This window comes from Heyndrickxia faecalis, from assembly GCF_040267745.1.
GTDB classification, from domain to species: Bacteria; Bacillota; Bacilli; order Bacillales; family Bacillaceae_C; genus Weizmannia; species Weizmannia faecalis.
The window spans coordinates 678,914-699,846 of record NZ_CP158453.1; the positions used below are offsets into that span (position 1 = coordinate 678,914).

At 46.3% G+C, this 20,933-nt stretch carries 12 protein-coding genes and 2 pseudogenes; 5 read left to right on the top strand and 9 right to left on the bottom strand.

What is annotated here, in order from left to right; all coding sequences use genetic code 11:
- Positions 1 to 288: 288 nt before the first annotated feature.
- The gene (locus ABR335_RS03170; protein ID WP_350346565.1) at positions 289 to 1,974 is read left to right on the top strand and encodes an IS1634 family transposase; all 1,686 of its coding nucleotides are present in this window, start codon (positions 289 to 291) and stop codon (positions 1,972 to 1,974) included.
- Positions 1,975 to 2,194: 220 nt separating this feature from the next.
- Here ABR335_RS03170 and ABR335_RS03175 read toward each other — a convergent pair whose 3' ends face one another.
- The 7 genes and pseudogenes from ABR335_RS03175 to ABR335_RS03205 form a co-directional block, all read right to left on the bottom strand.
- Entirely contained in the window at positions 2,195 to 3,088 is an 894-nt protein-coding gene (locus ABR335_RS03175) for a fructose bisphosphate aldolase (protein ID WP_104851613.1), read from the bottom strand.
- 488 nt (positions 3,089 to 3,576) lie between these two features.
- Positions 3,577 to 4,983: an anion permease gene (locus ABR335_RS03180; protein ID WP_350346716.1), complete on the bottom strand. Its 1,407-nt coding sequence runs from the start codon at positions 4,981 to 4,983 to the stop codon at positions 3,577 to 3,579.
- Between the two features lie 113 nt (positions 4,984 to 5,096).
- Positions 5,097 to 6,290 (bottom strand): annotated as a pseudogene (maeA, locus tag ABR335_RS03185) (oxaloacetate-decarboxylating malate dehydrogenase); the annotation flags it as partial.
- Positions 6,289 to 9,171 (bottom strand): annotated as a pseudogene (locus ABR335_RS03190) (nitrate reductase subunit alpha); the annotation flags it as partial. The pseudogenes ABR335_RS03190 and maeA, both read right to left, overlap by 2 nt.
- Positions 9,164 to 9,433 carry a hypothetical protein gene (locus tag ABR335_RS03195; RefSeq protein WP_061566840.1) on the bottom strand — a complete coding sequence of 90 codons (270 nt, stop codon included), beginning with the start codon at positions 9,431 to 9,433 and terminating at the stop codon, positions 9,164 to 9,166. The gene ABR335_RS03195 and the pseudogene ABR335_RS03190, both read right to left, overlap by 8 nt.
- 17 nt (positions 9,434 to 9,450) lie before the next feature.
- The gene (locus ABR335_RS03200; RefSeq protein WP_350346566.1) at positions 9,451 to 9,753 is read right to left on the bottom strand and encodes a hypothetical protein; all 303 of its coding nucleotides are present in this window, start codon (positions 9,751 to 9,753) and stop codon (positions 9,451 to 9,453) included.
- Positions 9,754 to 9,765: 12 nt separating this feature from the next.
- Positions 9,766 to 10,182, bottom strand: coding sequence for a hemerythrin domain-containing protein (locus tag ABR335_RS03205; RefSeq protein WP_013860467.1), 417 nt, complete (start codon positions 10,180 to 10,182; stop codon positions 9,766 to 9,768).
- A 227-nt stretch (positions 10,183 to 10,409) separates the two neighbouring features.
- On the opposite strand from ABR335_RS03205, the gene ABR335_RS03210 reads away from it, so the two are divergent.
- From ABR335_RS03210 to ABR335_RS03220, 3 genes are read left to right on the top strand one after another with little or no spacing between them, the layout of a single operon-like run.
- Positions 10,410 to 11,135 carry an ABC transporter ATP-binding protein gene (locus ABR335_RS03210; protein ID WP_350346567.1) on the top strand — a complete coding sequence of 242 codons (726 nt, stop codon included), beginning with the start codon at positions 10,410 to 10,412 and terminating at the stop codon, positions 11,133 to 11,135.
- Entirely contained in the window at positions 11,132 to 12,355 is a 1,224-nt protein-coding gene (locus ABR335_RS03215) for an ABC transporter permease (protein ID WP_350346568.1), read from the top strand. Before ABR335_RS03210 ends, ABR335_RS03215 begins: the two co-directional genes overlap by 4 nt.
- A gap of 40 nt (positions 12,356 to 12,395) precedes the next feature.
- Complete coding sequence (locus ABR335_RS03220; protein ID WP_434063207.1) at positions 12,396 to 13,037, top strand: TetR/AcrR family transcriptional regulator; 642 nt, start codon at positions 12,396 to 12,398, stop codon at positions 13,035 to 13,037.
- Between the two features lie 1,370 nt (positions 13,038 to 14,407).
- Here the strand turns inward: ABR335_RS03220 and ABR335_RS03225 are convergent.
- Positions 14,408 to 15,889: an amino acid permease gene (locus ABR335_RS03225; protein ID WP_350346570.1), complete on the bottom strand. Its 1,482-nt coding sequence runs from the start codon at positions 15,887 to 15,889 to the stop codon at positions 14,408 to 14,410.
- A 579-nt stretch (positions 15,890 to 16,468) separates the two neighbouring features.
- Here ABR335_RS03225 and ABR335_RS03230 point away from each other — a divergent pair.
- Positions 16,469 to 19,369, top strand: a complete 2,901-nt coding sequence (locus tag ABR335_RS03230; RefSeq protein WP_350346571.1) for a DEAD/DEAH box helicase family protein — start codon at positions 16,469 to 16,471, stop codon at positions 19,367 to 19,369.
- A gap of 97 nt (positions 19,370 to 19,466) precedes the next feature.
- On the opposite strand, the gene ABR335_RS03235 is transcribed toward ABR335_RS03230, so the two are convergent.
- Positions 19,467 to 20,813 (bottom strand): sigma-54 interaction domain-containing protein, encoded by a 1,347-nt coding sequence (locus tag ABR335_RS03235; protein ID WP_029142669.1) that lies wholly within the window; start codon positions 20,811 to 20,813, stop codon positions 19,467 to 19,469.
- Between the last annotated feature and the right edge of the window lie 120 nt (positions 20,814 to 20,933).

Genomic DNA, 20,933 nt, shown 5'->3' on the forward strand with positions numbered 1-20,933 from the left:
GACTTTATAAAAAGTTGACTAAAAACCTATTAGTTAAGACAGGCAATATTGGTATAAATCTTTATTTCTCGGAGGCACACTCCACTTTTGGGCTATCCTTTAATTTTATTACGCTTAATTTTAGTGGTTTGTCTAATGTGGATTTACTCTCAATTATTTGAAATGAAGATACTATTAACGCATATTCCGCACGTAAATTTTTCCATTTTAAGATTTTTTTAAAGGAATTTTCTCCTTCTTTGTAGAATTGAATGATTATCTAAACTAGGGGAAGACGAGGAAATTTTTATGTCAGATCAAATTTTAACCTTACATGTGGGGCCGTCTCAACTTTTATCTAAACTGTGTGATGAAATAGAACTCGAAAAAACCATTAATGATTTAGTCAAATGGGATTCTGTCCGTTGTCATATCTCACCCGGAACAAGGATTAAAGCCCTTGTCTTAAACATTTTATGCAGTGGCAAGCCCCTTTATAAGGTTCATGAATTCTATCAAAACCTAGATTCTGAGATGCTTTTCGATACATCGGTTTCACCCGATCAATTAAATGATGATGCATTAGGAAGAGCATTAGATTACTTGTATGAAGCCGAAGCATGGAAAGTCTATTCCACCCTTGCATTAAAAGCACTAAAAAAATTGAATCTTCCTATTGGTGTACTGCATAACGATACAACCTCAATTTCTGTTTACGGAGAATATAAGCAACCGAAGGAAGATGGACTGCAAATTACGTACGGGTATAGTAAGGCCCATAGGCCTGACTTAAAACAAATCGTTCTGGGGATGGGGGTCACACCTGAACGAATTCCTATCCTTGCAAAAGTAGAAAATGGGAATACTTCGGATAAATCTTGGAATGTGGAATTTATTCAAAAGATGAGAAAAATCCTTTCCCATGAAGATTGGAAAAATCTCATTTATCAAGCCGATTCTGCATTAATCACAACGGAAAATCTAGCGGAAATTCAACAACAAAATTTATCGTTTATTTCCCGTTTACCTGATACATTCGGTTTAAGCACAGAACTAAAGAAAGAGGCATGGTTGCTCAACAACTGGGAAAGGGTAGGCTCACTTAGCAATAAAAAAGACGCAGCTATTTACCAAATTCAAGCTTTTGAAAGACAAATTCAAAACCTTCCTTACCGGTTTCTTGTTGTCCACTCAAACAATTTAGATCAACGAAAAGAGAAAACCCTAAATCGGGCGATCGAAAAGGAAGAAATACAATTAAAAAAAGAGATAGAAAAACTGAGTAAAGTTATCTTTCATTGTAAAGAGGACGCACTAGAAGCAATTCAATCTTTTAAGAAAAAACAAAAGGCTTCATATTTCTGTTATAAACTAAACGTCCAGATGAGTGATCAACCTATCAAACGAAAAAAGAGAGGAAGACCTAAAAAGGACGAACAGACAAAACGAGAACAAATCTATCAGATACAACTGGAATCGTTTGAAAAAGATCATGATTTTATCGAAAATAAGAAAAAAATGCTCAGCACTTTTGTTTTAATCACAAATAAATTAGATGAGGAGACACTATCCAATCAAGAAGTTTTGAGGGTTTATAAAGGACAGTCGGCCGCTGAGACCCGTTTCCGATTAATCAAAGATTCACAAATGATTGATGCCATTTACTTGAAAACCCCAGAAAGGGTTGAGGCCTTAGGTATTGTGTATGTGATGGCTTTATTAATCTATGGAATTTTAGAATATCGAGTTAGAAAAGAACTGAAAGAAAAGAACCTATCTCTAATCTTGAAAGGAAAAAGGAAACTCTCTCAACCCACAGGCCAAGCATTGTTAGAGCAATTAGAAGATATTACCGTGATCCTTATAAATCAAAATCAACAAAAAATAAGGCTCTTACCCGATAATATTGATTCACAAGCCAAAAAAATCATTGAATTATGCGGGTATGATGTATCAATATACGTGTCAAAAAATGTCGAAAACCAAGGCAAATAACACACAACAGGAGGAATTCATGAAAAGAATGTCGAATTGAAAAGAACTTTATCGAAAATTTCTCAAAAATAAGAAGATATCATCCCACCAAAATGTTTAAATATAGTTCATTCAAAAATTAAAATGAATTTTATTTAAGACGTGCGAAATGTGGGTTGGAAAGAGTGCTGACAGCATTAATATAAAACCAGCAGGACTACGGGCGCCCTGCTGGTTTCTGTTAGTTTTTATTGACCGAAGCATCATAGATCGATTTTACTGCTTTATCCAAAGCGGCGTTGAATTCTTCATCTGTCTGTTTGGCGTTGAGTTCTCCGGTTAAAGCACGCGAAAAGCTTGCGATGATGCCGTCGTTTTCTTTCAGCTTTTGATTGGCTTCATCGCGGGAATAGCCGCCGGAAAGAGCAACAACGCGGACAACGCGCGGGTGCTCAACCAATTCCTTGTAGACGTTTGGCACTGTCGGAATGGTGAGCTTCAGCATCACATTATCATTTTCCGACAATTGGTTCAGATGGTTGAGCAGTTCTGTCTTCAACAATTCCTCGCATTTTTCTTTGTCTGCACTATGGATATCTACTTCCGGTTCAATAATCGGAACGAGGCCTGCCGCGAGGATTTGCTTTGCCAATTCAAACTGTTGGTCAACCACAGCTTTAATGCCTTCCGGGTTGGCTTCCTTAATGACAGAGCGCATTTTTGTCCCGAAAATATGGTGTTCATTTGCACGCCGAAGTGTGGCATCAAGATCCGGGATCGGCTTCATCAGTTGAACACCGTTTTCAAGATTTGCAAGCCCTTTGTCCACTTTTAAAAATGGGACAACGCCTTTTTTCTCAGCCAGGTATTCCGCAGTGTACAAGCCTTCAATCTGGCGGTCCATCGTTTGTTCGAATAAAATGGCGCCGAGGATGTATTTGCCGTCAAAAGCTGGCGAAGTGATGATTCTTGTCCGCATTTGGTGGATAAGATCAAACATTTCGTCTTCGTTTGAATAGGCATCTTCTGGCACGCCGTAGTTTGCCAATGCTTTCGGTGTGCTGCCGCCGCTTTGGTCGAGCGCCGCAATAAAACCTTTTCCATTTTTAACTTTGTCGAACTGCTGTTGGTTCATCCTGATCTCTCCTTATAAGGTTTTTTTAAGGGATTCTTTTTCTTCATATCCCAATGCATGAAAAAGAAACCTCTATGCATAAGCATAACACTACTGATTGGGAGAAAAAAATATATTGGACAAAATGGATGTATCAAATTTTTCTCGACAGGGTTTAGATGGCGGGTATTTCAAGACACTCTTTTTTCCATTTTTGGCTACCGTGCTTTGCTTGCTTTCCTGGATGGTGGGGTTAAAGGAATCTATGATGCTTGAAAACGGATTTGTAAAAACCGCTTTCCATGAAGCGAAAGATCTCGCCATCGACGTAGACGAACCACATCGATACACTGTTATATGGGTGTTTGTTTGCATCAACCATGAACCTGAAAAAACGAAACTCCGAATACAAAGGAAGGACTGCTCCTTGTCAAACCGAAACGGCCCGTTATATTGGAAGTTTCGGTTGCCTTGGAGGACAAGCCTAGCATATAAAGTTCCGGGAGTTTTTACCATATCTCCAGCATTTTCCACCAAAGCCCACCGATCCCTCCCCAAATGATCAGATGGATGACCGAAACGCTAAAGCCGAGCAGCCACCATTTATCTTGCGGGACATAGCCCGAACCGAAGAAAACAGGCGCGGGTCCGCTGCCGTAATGGGTCAGGCAGCCGAACAGGTTCCCGATAAATCCTAAAAGCAGGGCGGCCAGCATCGGGGGCGCACCTGCTGCAATCGCTACGCCTAAAAATGCTGCGTACATGGCGCTAACGTGGGCGGTATTGCTGGCAAAGAAGTAATGCGAGTAAAAGAAGATGAGGGCTAAAGCAATCAGCGCCCAAATCCAAGGCAATCCATGGACAGCGGTGCCCATCAAATGGCTGAACCACGGGATCATGCCCAAACTGTTCAAAAAGGTTGCCATCATGACAAGTGATGCAAACCATACCAGTGTATCCCATGCGCCTTCTTCTTTTTTGACATCCTTCCACGTTAAAACCGATGTTAACAATAAAACGGAAAGTCCGATCAGTGCAGTTGTGGTGGCATCGATGCCGAGTTTTCCGCCAAAAATCCAGAGGGCCAAAATCAGTAAAAAAACCATGATCATGCTCCATTCTGATTTTTTTAATGGCCCCATTTCCTTTAATTTTTCCGTTGCTATTTCGGATGCTGCCGGTGTTTCCTTGATTTCCGGAGGATACACTTTATAAATAAAATAAGGGACAACGATTAAACTGGCGAGGCCGGGGACAATCGCAGCAAGCGCCCAATCCGTCCATGTGATTGTTACGCCAGCATTGTGCGCCAGTGTTGCTGCCAACGGATTCGCCGCCATTGCCGTCATGAACATTGCCGAAGTAATATTGACACCCTGGAAGGAGACCTGCATTAAAAAGGATCCGACCTTTTTCTCTGTCCCGTTTTCTGGATCTGAGCCAAATGTTCTGGACAGGGAGTGGGCAATTGGAAAAATGATGCCGCCTCCGCGGGCTGTGTTGCTCGGCATGGCCGGTGATAAAATCAAATCACTAACAAGTAACGAATACGACAATCCTAACGTTTTTCTGCCAAACAGTTTCACAAACATATACGCAATCCTGTTGCCAAGCCCCGTTTTTATAAAGCCTCGTGAAATAAAAAATGCAATCACGATCAGCCAAATCGTCGTGTTTTGAAACCCGCTCAACGCTTCCTCTAGTTTCAATGTTCCCGTCAGCACAACGGCTGTGATGGAGAGAATGGCAACACCGCCCATTGGCAGCGGTTTGATAATGAAGTCGACAATGGTTGCCACAAAAATGGCAAACAAGTGCCAGGCTTTTTCCTGCAAATCTACAGGGGAGGGAATAAACCAAATCACTGCCCCTATAGCCAGCGTTATACACAATGCGCGTAAATGGACCTCTCCTATTCTTTCGTTGTGCTTCCATGCTGTTCATCCTTTGTTGATGAGGATTGACCCTAAGGGAAAGAAAAGCGTGCCTTCATGTTTTGGATGTGATGAAGGCGTCGGCTGTTCACTGATTAAATGGGATGGATTTCGGGATACCGGGGTTCCCACATCGCTTCTTTTACCGCATTTTCGATATTTTTCGGCCGGACTCTTGCTATCCCGTCATCGATCGCGGCTTGGACGACAGCCGAGGCAACGGCGAGTGAAACAGACCGGAGATCCTCAACTTGTGGCAAGAGTGGGGCACTTGCTTGTTCTGTATGGACCTGTCCTGCCACGGCTTCTGCAGCTTTCGCCAGCATATGGTCTGTGACCCGCTTCGCTTTTGAAATCATAACGCCAAGTCCGATGCCCGGAAAGATAAAAGAATTGTTGGCCTGCCCGATGACATAGGTTTGCCCGTTATACTGTACAGGCTCAAAGGGACTGCCGGTGGCGACTAGCGCTCTTCCTTCTGTCCATTTGATTAAGTCTTCCGGTACCGCTTCTGATTTTGAAGTCGGGTTTGAAAGCGGGAGAATGACTGGTTTTTCCACATGCTTTGCCATTTCTTTTACAATTTCTTCTGTAAAAGCGCCGCCGACGGTTGAGGAACCGATTAAAATGGTTGGCCGGACTTGGCGCACTGTTTCGAGAAAGTCAATGCCGCCGTTCTGATTTCGCGCCCATTCGCTGACTTCGCTTTCTTCCCGGGCAAAAGGTTTTTGAAAATCTTTCAAGCCTTCTGTCTGGTCCGTAAGCAATCCGGGACGGTCAATGCACCAGAATTGCCGGTTGGCTTTTTCCTGATCGGCGCCTTGTCTGACCATTGCATCGCGGATTTGTTCAGCGATGCCAATGCCGGCGGTCCCTGCACCAAAAATGACAATCCGGTGCTCCAGAAGCGGCACACCTGAAGCTTTTACAGCCGATAAAACGGCAGCAAGTAAGATTGCACCTGTCCCCTGAATATCATCATTAAAGGTACAGTAATCATTGCGGTATTTTTCGAGAATCGGGCGAGCATGCGGCTGGGCAAAATCTTCCCAGTGTAGCAAAGCGTCCGGGAATAACTTGTGCGCCGTTTGAACGTACTTTTCAATAAAGCGGTCGTATGTTTCGCCTCGTACCCTCGGATGGCGGCAGCCGATATAAAACGGATCTTTTAAAAGATCTTCGCGGTCCGTTCCGGTATCCAGAATGACAGGAATCACACGCATGGGGTTTATGCCAGCTGCAGCGGTGTAAACGGTAAGCTTTCCTTTGGCAATATCAATGCCACCGATCTTCAACCGCTCGTTTTCCGTTGGTGGCGCCGGACATAAAGAGAATTGCTTCAATTGCCTGCTTATCGGACGATAAATCCGGGAGCCCTTTTCCAACCCCTTCCCGCCGCGATTTTCCAAGGCGGGAAAGCAAATCTTTATAAACGCCTTCACCGGGTATCTGAATGCCTTTGCTGCCGTATCCGTTTTGAATGTTCGGGCCGAGGGTGGTCATTTTTTGAAAAACGTTCGGGTAGTCGCGCTCGACAATGACGAAGTTCGGCATCGTTTTTCCCGGCACCGCTTCGACTTCGCCTTTGCGCCAGTCTTTCACTTCTCCGAACGGCTGGCCGATTTCATTCGGTGTGTCTTTGCCGAGCGGCGTCATGACAAGGTCTTCGCACGCCGGCAAATGCTCTTTTGCGAGTTCCGAAAATGTTCTTCCGATCTCTTTAAACGCTTCCCAGTCGCTTTTCGATTCCCACGGCGGGGAGATCGCCGCGTTAAACGGGTGGACGAACGGGTGCATATCGGTGCTTGAGAGGTCAAATTTCTCATACCATGTGGCAGCCGGCAAAACAATATCCGAAAACAGGCCGGAACTGGTCATCCGAAAATCCATGCTGACAAACAAGTCGGCTTTTCCGCGCGGCGGCTCACCCTCTGTTTTAATCGTTTCCGGCTGCCACGAGTTGGCCGTATCGGTCATTACGGCATCGTCACCGCCAATAAAATGTTTGACGAAATATTCATGGCCTTTTCCACTGTCACCCAAAAGATTCGAGCGCCAGTTGAAAAATACCCTTGGAAAATTGCACGGATCATCTGGGTTTTCAATTGCCCATTCGAGTTTTTCCTGCTTTAACTGCTCCACCACATATTGGATGACTTCCTGGTCGTCTTTTGCGCCGTTTTCGCGGGCTTCTTTGACAAGGTCAAGCGAATTTTTTGTAAACTGCGGGAAAGAAGGGAGCCAGCCAAGCCTTGCTGCAAGGGCATTGACGTCTGCCGGATGCATGTTTTTAAAACGGCCGCCCCAGCCTTCCTGGTTGTCGTTGATGCGCGCTTCATACCGGTACTGGTCGGTTACAAAGTAGAAAAAGGATGTACCGTTTTGGAAGCGTTGCGGTTTTGTCCAGTCATTGGCAAAGGCGATTTGCTGCCAGCCTTCGAGCGGGCGCACTTTTTCCTGCCCGACATAATGGGCCCAGCCGCCGCCGTTTACGCCTTGTGATCCCGTCAGCATGACAAGGTTTAAAATGCAGCGGTAAATTTGGTCGCTGTGGTACCAGTGATTGGTTCCGCCACCCATGGCAATCATCGATTTTCCGTTTGTGCGGGCGGCATTGTCGGCAAACTCGCGCGCGACCTGGATGACGTGCGCTTTTTTCACGCCGGTAATGCTTTCCTGCCAGGCCGGGGTGTACGGTGCGTTTGCGTCATTGTAATCCGCCGCGAAATCGCCGGGCAGGCCGCGGTCCACGCCGAGGTGCGAGCAGAAAAGATCAAATACAGTGGTAAACTTCACCGTCTGCCCGTCTTTTGTCTTTAACCGTTTAGCCGGGACCGCCCGCTTGATCGTGCCGCCTTCCTTATCGGCAAAGTAAGGGAAAGTGACAGCCACGGTTTCATCATAGTCATCGATAAAACTTAATTTCGGATCGATCGCACTGCCGTCGTCTTTTGTCAGCTCGAGATTCCACTTGCTGCTGCCGTCCCAGCGGAAGCCCTGGCTGCCGTTTGGGACTTGGGGGCTGTTTTCCGCCTTGTCCCAGACAAGCGTTTTCCATTCGCCAAGTTTTTCGCCGTCCGTGAGATCCGTTGCCCGCAGAAAACGGCCGGACCGGGCCTCCCCGTTTTTTTCGTCAATTTCAACGAGAAAAGGCAGATCCGTATATTTTTTTGCATAATCGGAAAAATATGGCGTTTCGCGGTCAATGTAAAATTCTTTTAAAATGACATGCGTCATTGCAAGGGCAAGCGCCCCGTCCGTGCCGGCGCGTGCAGGCAACCAAATATCCGCAAATTTGTCGTATTCGGCATAATCCGGGCTGATACCGACAATCTTTGTCCCGCTATAGCGGGATTCCACCATAAAATGGGCATCCGGCGTCCGCGTTTGCGGCAGGTTTGTGCCCCAGATAATAAAGTATTTGGCATTATACCAGTCCGCGCTTTCCGGCACGTCCGTCTGTTCGCCCCAAATTTGCGGGGAAGCGGGCGGGAGGTCGGCGTATCAGTCGTAAAAGCTCAGGATCGTGCCGCCGATCAAGGATAAAAACCGGGTGCCGGCCGCATAGCTGACCATCGACATCGCCGGGATCGGGCTGAAGCCGGCGATCCGGTCGGGGCCGTACGTTTTGATCGTGTAAATTGAGGCAGCGCCGATGATTTCACACGCCGTTTTCCAATCGGCGCGCACAAAACCGCCTTTTCCTCTGGCACTGACATACCGGGCGCGTTTTGCTTGGTCTCCGGCAATATTCGCCCATGCCGTGACAGGGTCATGGCCTTTTTCTTTTTCCGCCCGCCAAAGTTCGATTAAGTCCTGGCGAATATAAGGGAATTTTACGCGGGTCGGGCTGTACGTATACCAGGAAAAGCTCGCCCCCCGCGGGCATCCGCGTGGTTCGTATTCCGGGAAGTTGCTGCCGGTTGTCGGATAGTCGGTGTGCTGCGTCTCGGCTGTGATGATCCCGTCTTTCACGTAGATCCGCCAGCTGCAGGAGCCGGTGCAATTGACCCCGTGCGTGGAGCGGACAATGTTGTCGTAGCCGTAACGCCTGCGGTAATATTTTTCTGCATCGCGCGAGCGCGGGCTTTCTTCCGTCCAGCCGTCGTTGATCCGTTTTCCGCGTTTTAAATGCCTCAGCCGCTGAAGCAGCTTGTTGTCCTTATACATGGCCGTCATTTCCTTTCCCGAATGGATTGAAGCGTTCGCCCGTTAACCGGATGCTGCCGGATTCGGCCCGGAGTTCTTCTTCCACGACTTCGAAGTCCTGGGCATTGGCGCTGACCAGAATGAGCCGCTGCAGTGTATTCGGATCGTTTAATTGATAAATGGTTTCAATGAATGCCGGGGGGATATCACCGAAACGCATGCGCATGATGGCGATCAAATCTTCGCGGTCCTGGATTAAATCTGCGTCTTCAAACTGGAACATGTTTTCACCTTCCCTTATCAGCTTTTCATCATTTTGTAGTAATCTGCAATCAGCACTTCTTTGCATGATTCCGCCGCTTGATTGAAAAATTCCGCCACTAGCGGCGCTTTGTTTTCAATATCGGAGAAGGAGAAGCATTTTCTTGTTTCATGTTGAAAACGATCGCCGTAGCGCAAAACCACTTCAATCCCGTTTTCCTTTTCGACGCCCGCCGGATCTGCGTCATACAGATGAATATGATGCAGTTCAAATGCCTGCATGAACGTATGGTAAAGCGGCGGGGAGACGGAAAACAGCGGTTTTTCCTGCTGTTCTTTCATGATTTCACCTCTTCAATGATGGGGGAGTACGCTTTCTTCTTCGTGATTATGTATTTCATCGATACAAATCAAGGCATAAAATTGCCGGACGGTTTGCCGATCCAGCTTTTCCTGCTGCAAATCCTTTTTTACTGCCTGTGCCAGTTTCCGCATTAGATCATGGTCGCGGGCAAGGGCGGTGAGCTTATCCTTCATGTTTTCATTTTCGGCAAGCAGCTCCGGGTACAGGCCTTCCTCTTCTGCCTGGGCATGCGCGAGCGTCCTTGTTTCCCAATGTTCAAGCAGAATCAAAGCAGTTTTCAGCGCCTCCGCGTGCAAATTTTTCCCGAGCAGCTGCGCAAGCAAATCCGTTAAATCGCGGGCTTCATTTAATGCTGCTTCATGGATGGACGAATGGCTGTCCGCGTGCCTTAAAGATGGTCCTGACATGTTTTCGCTCCTTTATGTTGGATGTGGAATCGTTTCCCATATTCTAATGTTAAGATTGTCCCAATGACCCCGATAATAAACAAAAAAATGGAGAATAGGGAGGATTTTTGCAGGTTTTAAAGAAAAATTAAAGTGACCACTCACTTTTTAATTGACAGCCAACTTTCATCATGGCAATATAATAAGTGAGTCATTACTCACTTTTCTAAAAAGAGGGAGGCCCAGGGATGGAAGCTGCGGTTGTAATGGAACATATAAGCAAGCAGTTCGGGAAAAAGCCTGTATTAAACGACATCCGTTTGAAAATCGAAAAGGGCCGGATTTATGGTTTGATCGGGCCGTCGGGAGCAGGGAAAACCACTTTGGTCAAAATGATTGTCGGGATGGAAAAAACGGATGCCGGCACGGTCCATGTGCTGGGAGAAAAAATGCCGGATCTTGAAGTTTTACAGCATATCGGCTATATGGCGCAGTCAGACGCATTGTATATGCAGCTGACCGGGATGGAAAACCTGAAATTTTTCGCATCGCTCTATAAAATGGGGAAGGCGGAACGGCATGAGCGGATTGCCTACGCGGCGGGCCTTGTCCATTTGCAGAATGACCTCAATAAAAAAGTGTCTGCCTATTCCGGCGGGATGAAACGGCGGCTGTCGCTTGCGATTGCGCTGATCCAGGATCCGGAATTGCTCATTCTGGACGAACCGACTGTCGGCATTGACCCGGAACTAAGGGCAAATATCTGGGATGAACTGCTCCGCCTCAAAAACGAAGAAGGCAAAACGATGATCGTCACGACGCATGTAATGGACGAAGCGGAAAAATGCGATACGGTCGCCATGATCCGGGAAGGAAAAATTTTGGCGCACGGCTCACCGGGCGAATTGAAAGCAATGTATGAAGCAGCCGACTTAAATGAAGTGTTTTTGAAAGCGGGGAGGATCAGGCAATGAGGACAACCGCACTCATCAAAAGAATTTTGCTGGAAATGCTCAGGGACAAACGCACACTGGCGCTGTTGTTTCTTGCGCCGCTTTTGATTTTAACGCTCATGCACTTTTTCTTTAACGGCAGCTCAACCAGCCCGAAACTCGGGATCAGCCATGTGGACGCAAGCCTTGTAAAAGTGTTGGATAAAGCGGATATGAAAATCAAACACTATGAAACGGTAAAAGATCCGGAGCAAACCGTGCTGGATGGAAATCTTGACGGGCTGCTTGTGAAAAAAGGCGGAGCGTACGTCCTCACTTTGCAAAACAATGATCCGTCTACTGCCAAATCGCTGCAGATGAAAGTAAAGCAGGCAATCGCGGCGGAATCCGGGCAGCAGCTGGCCAAACAAATCGAAGCACAGGCAAAGACGCTCCAAGGCGTGCAGAAAATCATTGCCTTGCAAAATGAGGCACAGCATATATTGATGAAACAGGTTCCCGCGCAGTCACCGGCCTTTGGGAAAGTGCAGCAGCTGGAAGAACAGGCGGAAAAAACGAAACAACAGTTGCAGGCGCCGGTCAAAGTGGCCTTTTCTAAACCGGATGTATCGGCAAAATATGTATACGGCAGCAGCCGTACGGTATTTTTTGATGTGCTGAGCCCAATTTTGGTTGGTTTCTTCGTTTTCTTTTTCGTATTTTTAATCTCCGGCATCGGACTTTTAAAAGAACGGACATCTGGCACGCTCGACCGCCTGATGGCAACACCGGTCAAGCGGGGCGAAATTGTGGCTGCTTATTTGGTGGGTTTCGGCATTTTTGCTGTCATCCAGACCGTGATTGTCGTGTTTTACGCGGTGAACGTGCTGGATATGGTGCTTGCCGGTTCACTCTGGAATGTCTTGCTCGTTAATTTGATGCTCGCGCTTGTGGCGCTGTCTCTCGGGATTTTATTATCGTCTTTTGCGGCTTCAGAGTTTCAAATGGTACAGTTTATTCCGCTTGTTGTGGTACCACAGATCTTTTTCTCCGGCATCATTCCGTTAAAAGGGATGGCCGTCTGGCTGCAGGCGCTTGCAAAAGTAATGCCAATTTATTACGGTGCCGATGCCTTAAAGCGGGTCATGTATGAAGGCATGGGCCTTGGGGATATATGGAAAGACTTAACGGCACTTGTTGTTTTTGCAGTGATTTTTATTTTGCTTAATATTGTCGCGTTACGGCGTTACCGTGCGCTGTAAAGGGGGAGAAAATTTGCTAAAATATAATCTTCTGGAAGCAATGAAGGAACAAACGAAGACGGACGCAAAGCTGACGGATAAAAAACAAAAAATCATGGAGGCAGCAATTTCTCTGTTTGCAGAGAAAGGATATGGCAATACGCCGACAAGCGAAATCGCAAAAGCGGCCGGCGTTGCAGAAGGGACGATTTTTCGGCACTTCGGCACGAAAGACCATTTGCTCATTTCGCTGATCGTCCCGTTTTTAAAAGATTCGATTCCTTTGATGGCGGAAGAGCTTTTTGAAAAACTGCTGTCAAACCATGGCCTCCGTTTTGAGGACTTTTTGCGGAACCTGCTCCGGGACCGGCTTCTCTTTTTAAAACAGAACAGGGAGATTTTCCAAATCATCGTAAAAGAGTTTTTTTATAATGAAGAAATCCGCCATGAACTGATGCCGTATTTTGCGGAAAATATCGGTTCCCGGCTGGTGCAGGTGATCCGCGCTTTCCAGGAACGCGGGGAACTGGCAGACCGGCCCGCGGAAGCGATGGCAAGGCATATCTTTTTTTCAATCGGCGGCACATTTATTTTGAAGTTTGTCTTCGGGCTGAACGGATCCCGGGATGAAGAGGCTGAGATTGAATCCGTTGTCCGGTTTGTGATGGACGGGGTGCGGAAGATAAAGGAGGACAGTCCCTGAATGCCTTGTGCACCGTTCGCTCCCTTGTGCAGAACAGATAAAAGCGCACGTTGCGGTCTGGATGCCTGGATCAATGAAATGTCTAATTAGGGCTTGCTGAACGAATCCGATTCTGAGTTTGTACCCAATTTGTCAGCAAGCTCTGTCTTAAAATATAGAAGAATCCATCTTTGAAAATGCGATTCTTTCTTCTCTATACATTGAATCAGCTTTCAAGCGCAAGCTTTTCTTTGGATTTTTCTAAAACCCTTGCACCTTGCATTAAATTTTTCCAAATCTGGGAATTTTGGTTATTCAGCTAGCTCTATGTTAAGGAAGCGAGGAAAATTGAAGGTCTTCCTTCACATGGGGCGCGTCTACGTTAAGAAAGCACGAAAAAACGAAGGCCTTTCTTAACATAGAGCGTGTCTATGTTAAGGAAGCGTAGAAAAATGAAGGCCTTCCTTAACATAGAGTGCGTCTACGTTAAGAAAGCACGGAAAAACGAAGGCCTTTCTTCACATAGAGCGCGTCTACGTTAAGGAAGCATGGAAAAATGAAGGCCTTCCTTCACATAGAAGGCGTCTACGTTAAGGAAGCACGATAAAACGAGGCTCTTCCTTTACATAGAGTCCGTCTAGGTTAAGGAAGCGTGGAAAATTGACGGTCTTCCTTCACATAGAGCGCGTCTACGTTAAGAAAGCACGGAAAAACGAAGGCCTTTCTTCACATAGAGCGCGTCTATGTTAAGGAAGCGTGGAAAAATGAAGGCCTTTCTTCACATAGAGTGCGTCTACGTTAAGGAACCGGGAAAAAAATGCGTTGTTCCTTAACATAGAGACTGTCTATGTTAAGGAATCATAGAAAAATGACGTTCTTTCTTCATATAGGGTGCGTCTACGTTAAGAAAGCACGGAAAAACGAAGGCCTTCCTTAACATAGAGTGCGTCTACGTTAAGAAAGCACGGAAAAACGAAGGCCTTTCTTCACATAGAGCGCGTCTACGTTAAGGAAGCGTGGAAAAATGAAGGTCTTCCTTCACATAGAAGGCGTCTACGTTAAGGAAACGCGCAAAAAAATCGATGTTCCTTAGCGTAGAGTGCGTCTACGTTAAGGAAACGCGCAAAAAAAGTGTTGTTCCTTCACATAGAGCGCGTCTATGTGAAGGAAGCGTGGAAAAATGAAGGTCTTCCTTAATATAGAGTGCGTCTACGTTAAGGAACCGAGAAAAAAATGCGTTGTTCCTTAACATAGAGCGCGTCTATGTGAAGGAAGCATGAAAAAATGACGTCCTTTCTTCATATACGGTGCGTTTCAAGTGCAAGTCTTTCCCTTTTTTATAAAAGTATGTTCATCCGGAGCTGCTAATCCCGGGCACTTTAGATCCCGGTTTATTCATTGGGTTCTGCAATCGCATGGAAATCGTGTGCATCAAGCGGCACGATTTTTGTTTTTCTTGCGATTTTATACCCGAACCACAATACGAGAAAGAATGGAATGCCGAGATAGGCCGCAATGACATTTCCCCAGTTGATATGCGGGGCGAGGAATGCCTGGTAGTCCTGGGCGAGTGTCACAATCAGGCAAACGGCAATGGCAAAAATCGGTCCGAACGGATACCATTTCGCTCTGTAAGGAAGTTCATCGAGCGAGTGCCCTTGCGCGAGAAAAGCTTTGCGGAACCGGTAATGGCTAACGCAGATGCCAAGCCAGAAAATAAAGCCGGTGATACCGATCGAATTCATAAGCCAAATATACACGACACCGTCCCCGAAAATGGAAGTGAAAAACGCAAGCATGCCGACAACTGCAGTTAAAATCATGGCCGGTACCGGGACGCCGCGTCTGTCAAGCTTTGAAAAAATGCGCGGGGCCTGTCCTTCTTTTGCCATTGCGTAAAGCATGCGCGTGGATGCGTACAGGCTGGAATTGCCGGCTGACAGAACGGCGGCCAGGATCACGGCATTCATCATCGAAGCCGCAAAGGAAAGGCCGGCTTTTTTAAAGACAAGCGTGAACGGGCTGACGAGAACATTCTCGCTTTTCAGACTGCTGTTTGTATACGGGACCAGGAGCCCAATGACAAGGATGGCAAGCACATAGAATAATAGAATTCTCCAGAAAACATTTTTAATCGCTTTCGGCACATTTTTCGCCGGATTTTCGCTTTCCCCGGCGGCAACCCCGACAATTTCCGTCCCCTGGAACGAAAAACCGGCCGCAATAAAGACGAGAAAAGTGCCGAGAAACCCGCCCGGAAACGGTGCATTCCCTGTTGTAAAATTTTTTACGCCGGTTGCTTCCCCGCCAAGAAGGCCAAAAACCATCAATAAGCCGACAACGATAAAAAGAATAATCGCCGCCACTTTGATGAAAGAAAACCAGTATTCCCCTTCGCCGTAACCTCTGACAGTCAAATAATTAAGTAGAAAAATAAGTACAAAAAAGGACATGCTCCATAACAGTGACGGGCTGTGCGGAAACCAGAATTTCATGATCATAATTGAAGCAGTCAGTTCGGCGGCAATCGTCATCGCCCAGTTGAACCAGTAAGTCCAACCGAGTGCAAATCCGAAAGCAGGGTCGACGAATTTTGTCCCGTATGTGCTGAATGCGCCGCTTGTCGGCATGTAGGCGGACATTTCCCCGAGGCTTGTCATGACAAAATACACCATTGCGCCAACGAGTGCGTATGCCACAAGTGCTCCGCCCGGTCCCGCCGAATGGATCGCCGCGCCGCTCCCGAGAAACAAGCCGGTTCCGATGGCGCCCCCGATTGAAATCATAGTTAAATGGCGTGCTTTTAGTCCTTTTCGGAGTGTTCTGCCCTGCTGCTTTGGAAGATGGATGTCCTGCTGTTTTTCCAATTCCATTTTTCTTTTCCCCCTTCGTTCGTTTCGTAAGAGCGCTTACAAAATGCATCTGCATATATTATCATATCAGGACTATTTGCAATTTTCATGCCAAAGGGTGAGAAACCATTTTTCGTGAAGCAAACACTGCATACGCAAAAATTTTTTGCATGTGCGCGAACGCTTTTGTTGATGCTGCTTTACATGCCGCAAATGGAGGCGCCTTCCCACCCTTCAGGATGCAAAATCAATTTGCATGTGGGCGTAAAATAACGTCAAGGGGGGGGCACACATAGACGTGGCGAACAGGAGAATATGTGGCGTCTCCCAGGCACTCAGAGGTGGCGAGCAGGAGACCCCGGTGGCCCGATTCCTGCCGGGGTGCGAATAAAAATGCCATGCGTTTGTAAATGCAGGGACATGTTGCACACCGAGCGTTAGGCACAGTTGAAACCAAAATACCTCTTTTTTATGCAAAAATAAAGCGGGAGATTGTTCAGCCACCAGTTTTCAATCCAATGACAGCATTTTCCCGCACACCCAACGTATGAATATTTTGTTGTATAATAAAAGCAAAGTAAAAAGAAAACGGTGATAAAAGTGAAAAGTAACTTTTCATTTTTTAAAGGGAAATGGGATGTTCTTGCAAATTTAGGTGAAACGGCTGAGAAAAATGTTTATCAGGATCCACATACAACGATTATGAAGCTTAGGTTGTTTGCCGAGACGTTGACCAAGTTCGTACTGGCAGCCGAAAATATCAAGGAAGCATACGGAACATCCCAAGTGGATCGTATCCATACGCTGCGCAGAGAAGGTTTGATTGAGCCGGAGCTGATGGATATTTTTGAAACGCTGCGTCGCAAGGGCAACCAGGCCATGCACGAAGCCCTGAAATTTACAACAGAGGAAGCAAAAGCACTGCTGCGGCTCGCTTTTCGCCTGTCCATTTGGTTTATGGAAGTATACGGAGAATGGGATTTTCAAGCGCCGGAATACATAGAGCCGAAAGAGCAGAAGAAAGTCGATACGGAACAGCTCCAGCAGGAATACGAAGAGAAGCTGAAAAAGCTTGAAGACGAGTTAGAATCTATTAGAGCAAAAGCTTCTAAAGAAAATGCGGAAGAGAAAACGGAACGGAAAAAGAGAGCTGTAACCTTTATGCGCCGCCATGAGCTGACGGAAGCGGAAACACGTGCCATTATTGATGAGAAGTTGCGTGCGGTCGGCTGGGAAGCAGATACAACGTTGTTGAATCATTATACACATGGTACAGTGCCTGAAAAGAACCGGAATATGGCCATTGCGGAATGGAAAGTGGGCAGCGGCAGCGCGGACTATGCTTTATTTATCGGTTTGAAATTGGTCGGGCTCATTGAAGCAAAGGCGAAGAAAAGAACGATTCCAAGCGCGCTGGAAAGCCAGACAAAAGCGTATGCAAGGCAAGTGCGCCAAATTGAAAATGAAGAGATTTTGCAAACGCGAAATGAATATAAGGTGCCTTTCCTATACGCAACCAATGGCCGGCCTTTTCTCAGGCAGCTTCAAGAGGAATCGGGCATTTGGTTTTGGGATTCCCGTAAGCCGCTTGAACATGCCCGCCCGCTTGAAGGCTGTCACTCTCCCGATGATTTGCTAATGTTACTGGGCCAGGATGATGAGGATGCCAATCAGCGGCTCGAAGAAGAAAGCATCTCGATATTCGGATTGCGCCCGTATCAGGAAAAGGCGGTGCTGGCTGCCGAAGAAGCGCTCAAAGCCGGACAAAGAAGAATGCTGATCGCCATGGCAACAGGGACCGGGAAAACCCGTACCGCGATTGCGCTCATGTACCGGCTCATTAAATCGAAAAAATGCAGACGCATTCTTTTTCTTGTCGACCGCAACTCACTCGGGAAACAAACGGAAGATGCCCTGAAAGATACCAAGATTGAAGGTTATTCATTCTCTGATATTTATGATGTGAAGTCGATCGGGGACATTTCACCGGAAGTGGCAACAAAGGTGCATATTGCAACGGTGCAGGGAATGGTGCGCCGGCTTTTCTACAGCAATGAAGAAAAGATTCCGAGCGTCGGGCAGTACGATTTTATCATTGTAGATGAAGCGCACCGCGGCTATACAAGCGACAGGGAAATGTCCGAAGAAGAGCTTTTGTTCAGGGATCAAAATGATTATGTCAGCCAGTACCGGCGCGTTCTTGACTATTTTGATGCAGCCTGTTTAGGGCTGACTGCGACACCGGCGCTTCACACGACGCAAATTTTTGGCATGCCAATTTCAGAAGAAGCGTTGAAAAAATCTAGTGCTAAGCTCTTTCCAAAGGATTCTGTCGCTATTGCTATGTATGGTGCGACTATTGGTAAACTGGGAATCTTGGGCATTGATGCAGCAACTAATCAAGCTTGTGCAGTAGGAGTTCCGCACTTCTTAATGGATAAAGATTTTATGTTCTACTATTTCTTCTATCAAAGAAAAACACTTATTGATTTGGGAAAGGGTGGTGCTCAACCAAATATTTCACAAACAATAATAAAAGATTTTCCTCATTTACTTCCTCCGTTAAAAGAGCAAAAAAGAATTGTAAATAAAATCAAGCAACTTTTAAGTAAAATTGACGAAGCAAAGCGGTTGATTGAGGAAGCGAAGGAAACGTTTGAACTGCGTAGGGCGGCTATTTTGGATAAGGCGTTTCAGGGGGAGCTGACGAGGAAGTGGAGAGAGCAGCACCCGGAAATTGAAAGTGCTGAGGTTTTATACAATAAGATCATCCGCTTCACGAAGCCCAAAAATGTTTCTTCTAATGTAGAGCAAAAATTAAATATTCCTGACACATGGAAAATGGTGAGGTTGGGAGAGGTGGTCCAAGTAAATCCTCCCAAAAAGAAACTTGAAGAAATTTCTGACCAGCAAATTTGTACATTTGTTCCAATGCCTGCCGTAAGCGATAAAACCGGAAAAATTGAGTCACCAGAAGAAAAGGAATATGCAAAGGTAAAGAAAGGCTATACGTTCTTTTTAGAAAATGATGTGCTGTTTGCCAAAATAACACCGTGTATGGAAAATGGAAAATCGGCTATTGCAAAAAATCTTAAAAATGGATTTGGCTTCGGATCAACTGAATTTCATGTTTTAAGAACAAACGAATATATCAACGAGCGATATCTCCACTACTTAGTCCGTTCCAAGAAATTCAGATTAGAAGCCAAAGGGGAGATGACAGGGGCTGTCGGACAACAGAGGGTACCGAAAGAATTTTTAGTAAACTACCCATTTCCATTACCACCCAAAGAAGAACAGAACGCAATAGTAGATATTTTGGATGAAATTTTCACAAGAGATGATATTGCCTATAGGATAATCGAAACTAAGTATGAACTAGAAACATTAAAACAATCCATCCTCTCCAAAGCCTTCCGCGGCGAGCTTGGAACGAATGACCCGGACGAAGAAAGTGCGATCGAGTTATTAAAAGAAGTGCTGCAGGAACAAGTGAAATAAGCGTAATCATGGCAGGGGCTGTTTGTTGAGTCCCCTGCCTTTTTTTCTAACTGCCTGGCTAGAGGTGATCTTTGAAGCCGGCTGCGTATTACAAACGTCAAATCCCGAGCCGTTTCATCCGGTACTGGAGGCTTTGCCGGCTTAACCCGAGCTGTTCTGCTGCTTTTGATATATTCGACCCGTTTGCCTCAAGTGCCTCTAAAATGCATTGTTTTTCATATTCAAGCAGCCGGTCTTTTAAAAGCGGTGATTTTTCCGCCGGCGAATTGAAGTGGCCGGACTGCCGGTACTGCATGGGCAGATGGCGGAGTTCAATCATGTCTTCATCGAGCATGACATTCATCGCTGCCTCAATCATATGCTCCAGCTCGCGTATATTGCCAGGCCAGCGGTACGACCGGAAGAAAGTGAGCACTTCCGGTGTGATCCCCCTGACATTCATTTGAAAAAGGGGATTGTATTTTTGAATAAAATGGCCGGTGAGAAGGGGCAAATCTTCCAGCCGGTCCCGTAACGGCGGGATAAACAGCGTCACGACACCAAGCCGGTAATACAAATCTTTGCGCAGCCGGTGATTTGCAATCGCTTCGTAAGGCGTTTCGTTCATGGTGGCGATCACGCGCACATCCACCGGCTTTTCCTGCGTGCCCCCGATCCGTTTCACTTTTTTCTCTTGCAGCACGCGCAAAAGCTTTGCCTGCAAATGAATGTTCAACGCATTGATTTCGTCGAGCAGAAGCGTGCCGCCGTCCGCCTGTTCGAATAGCCCTGCGCGGTCAACAGCACCTGTAAATGCCCCTTTCTTCGTGCCAAATAAGATACTTTCAATGAGATTGTCGGGAAGCGCAGCGCAGTTTTGCGCGATGAACGGTCCCCGGCTTCTTTCGCTTTCATAATGGATGCTTTGCGCGAACAACTCTTTTCCCGTCCCGGTTTCACCGATAATCAGCACATAGGAGGAAGTGCGGGCGGCGCGCCTTGAAAATTCAATGACTTCGGAAATCGCCTTGCTTTTCCCGATAATATGGTGAAATGTATATCCGGTATGGGGCTCGTGGTTTCGGCGGATGAGGCGCTCAATTTTCGTAATGTCCTCCGCAATTTCAACAGCGCCCGCCAATTTTCCTTTATAATAAAACGGATACGTATGGTTGACGGAAGTAATTTCGCGGCCTTTATTATTAAAGTACGTCTGTTTGACAAGATGGCTTTCTTCTCCGGTTTTGAGCGCCTTTAACAAGGTGCTTTCTTCACTGCTGCGAAAGCGGAAAACATCTTCCAACTTTTTATACAGTACTTCACGGCTGTCCATCCCCTCAATATCCCGCATTTTTTGATTGTAAATCATCGTGCGCCCTTCTTCGTCCACTGCATGAATGCCGGCATCGACGAGATTCATTATTGTTTCGTACAACGCGAGGAGTACATCTTTTGTTTCTTCCATGTTGCGTCCACCCCCTTCGATGATAAAAATTTTAAAATATTTTGCGGCTTTATGCAAAAATTTTTTGCATTTTCACTGAAAAAACCGCACGAAGGCCTTTTTTTCATGATGGCATTCTTT